This window comes from Micromonospora sp. NBS 11-29 (assembly GCF_002140155.1).
Lineage (GTDB): Bacteria > Actinomycetota > Actinomycetes > Mycobacteriales > Micromonosporaceae > Micromonospora.
This window is the reverse complement of record NZ_NAPR01000009.1, coordinates 1,415-4,277: the sequence shown is the minus strand read 5'-3', so window position 1 is coordinate 4,277 and position 2,863 is coordinate 1,415. Positions and strand designations below refer to the sequence as shown.

The 2,863-nt window shown below is 76.6% G+C and carries 1 pseudogene; it reads left to right on the top strand.

Going from position 1 to position 2,863, the window contains the following annotated elements:
- Positions 1 to 31: 31 nt before the first annotated feature.
- A pseudogene (locus tag B1205_RS13325) lies at positions 32 to 2,863 on the top strand (SDR family NAD(P)-dependent oxidoreductase); the annotation flags it as partial.

Below are 2,863 nucleotides of genomic sequence, written 5' to 3'. Positions count from 1 at the left end.
GTTGCGGCGGGATCGGGACGAGGTCACCGCGGTGACGACCGCCCTGGCGAGGCTGCACGTCACCGGGACGCCGGTGGACTGGTCGGCCTGGTTCACCCGCGACGGCCACCACCCGGCCACCGTCGACCTGCCCACCTACGCCTTCCACCACCGGCGGTACTGGCTCGACGCCCGCACCCGGGGCCAGCGCGCCGACACCGACGACACCGCGTTCTGGCAGGTCATCGAGAACGAGGACCTGGCCGGCCTCGCCGCCGCGCTCGCCGTCGACCCCGACGCGCCCCTCGCCGCCGTGCTCCCCGCGCTCTCCGCCTGGCGACGCCGCCAGGAACACGAGTCCACGCTCGACTCCTGGCACTACCGGATCGCCTGGCAGCCGCTGCCGGAACCCGCCCGAACCGGCGACGGTGACCTCCTCCTGGTCGTACCGGCCGGAACCGACGGGCCGGCCCGGGAATGGGCCGACGCGCTGACCGGCCCCGGCGTCCGGGTGCTGCCGGTGCCCGCCGGTCACCACCGCGACGACCTCGCCCGGGACCTCGGCGCGCTGCCCACCCCGGGCACCGTGCTGTCGCTGCTCGGCCTCGCCCCCGGAGCGCACCCGGACAGCCCGTCCGTGCCCGCCGGACTCGCCGCCACCCTCACCCTCGCGCAGGCGCTCGGCGACGCCGGGAGCACCGCCCGCCTCTGGGTCGCCACCCGCCACGCCGTCGCCGCCGACCCCGCCGACCCGACCGTCGACCCCGACCAGGCGCTGCTCTGGGGCCTCGGCGGCGCACTGCGCGCCGAACACCCGCACCGCTGGGGCGGCCTCGTCGACCTGCCCCCGGCCGTCGACGCCCGCGCCGTACCCCGGCTGCGCCGGCTGCTCACCGCCGACCCGATCGAGGACCAGGTGGCGGTGCGGGCCGCCGGCGCGTACACCCGGCGGTTGGTCCCGGCCGGGCGGAGCGTCGGCGCCGGACGGAGCTGGACCCCGAGCGGCACCGCGCTCGTCACCGGCGGCACCGGTGCGCTCGGCGCGCACGTCGCCCGCGACCTCGCCGCCGCCGGCGTCGACCACCTCCTGCTGGTTAGCCGCCGCGGCCCCGACGCGCCCGGCGCCACCGAACTGGCCGACGAACTGACCGCGCACGGCACCCGGGTCACGATCGCGGCCTGCGACGCCGCCGACCGGGACGCGCTGCGCGACCTCCTCGCCACCATCCCCGCCGACGCGCCGCTGCGCACCGTCGTGCACACCGCGGCGGCCCTCGACGACACGGTCACCGACGCGCTCACCGTCGACCGGATGGCCACCGCCCTGCGCGCCAAGGTCGACGCCGCCCGCCACCTCGACGAACTGACCCGCGACCACGACCTGACCGCGTTCGTGCTTTTCTCCTCCCTCGCCGGCACGATGGCGGGACCCGGGCAGGGCAACTACGCCCCCGGCAACGCCTGGCTCGACGCGCTCGCCCGGCGTCGCCGCGCCGACGGGCTGCCCGCCACCTCCATCGGCTGGGGACTCTGGGCCGACGGCGGCGTCAGCGCCGGCGACGTCGAACGCCGAATGGCCCGCGGCGGCATCCGGGCCATGGACCCGGCCGGCGCGGTCCGCGCCCTGCACCGGGCGCTCGATGACGACGAAACCCACGTCGTCGTCGCCGACGTCGACTGGGACCGCGTCGCCGCCACCCCGGGTCAGCGGCCCGACCCGCTGATCCGCGACCTGCTCACCGCCGTCACCGCCCCGGTCGAGGACGACCGGGCGGCCACGCTGCGCCGCCGGCTCGCCGGCCTCACCCCGACCGAGCAGCAGGACACCCTCGGCGAGCTGGTCCGCGCGGAGATCGCCGCCGTCCTCGGCCACGGCAGCGCCGACCAGGTGCCCAACCAGCGCGCGTTCCGTGACCTCGGGTTCACCTCGCTGACCGCCGTCGAGCTGCGCAACCGACTCGACACCGCCACCGGTCTCACGCTGCCCGCCACGATCGCGTTCGACCACCCCAACCCCGACGCCCTGGCCGCCCACCTGCGCACCGAACTGACCGGCGGACAGACCGCAACCGAAACCCCGACGGTACGACCCGTCGACGACGACCCGATCGTCATCGTCGGCATGGGCTGCCGCTTCCCCGGCGGAGCCAGCTCCCCGGCGGAGTTCTGGCGGCTGCTCGCCGACGGCGTCGACGCGATGACCGACCTGCCGACCGACCGGCACTGGGACCTGTCCGCGCTCCCGCCCGACGTCACCCGGGGCGCCTTCCTCGCCGACGCCGACGCGTTCGACGCGCACTTCTTCGGCATCTCGCCCCGCGAGGCGGTCGCCATGGACCCGCAGCAGCGGCTGCTGCTGGAGACGTCGTGGACCGCGATCGAGGACGCCCGGATCGACCCCTCGTCGCTGCGTGGCAGCCGGGTCGGCGTCTTCGCCGGCACCAACGGGCAGGACTTCGACCACCTCATCCGGTACGGCGGTGAGCACCTCGCCGGCTACGGCGCCACCGGCGCCTCGGCCAGCGTCCTGTCCGGCCGGGTGTCGTACGCGTTCGGGTTCGAAGGGCCGGCGGTCACCGTCGACACCGCCTGCTCGTCCAGCCTGGTGGCGCTGCACCTGGCCGCGCAGTCGCTGCGCACCGGCGAGTGTGACCTGGCGCTGGCCGGCGGCGTGACCGTGATGGCCACCCCGGGCGCGTTCGTCGAGTTCTCCCGCCAGGGCGGCCTCGCCGGCGACGGGCGGTGCCGGGCGTTCGCCGACGGCGCCGACGGCACCGGCTGGGGCGAGGGCGTCGGCGTGCTGCTGGTGCAGCGCCTCTCCGACGCCCAGCGCGACGGCCGGCGGATCCTCGCGGTGGTGCGGGGTTCGGCGGTGAATCAGGAT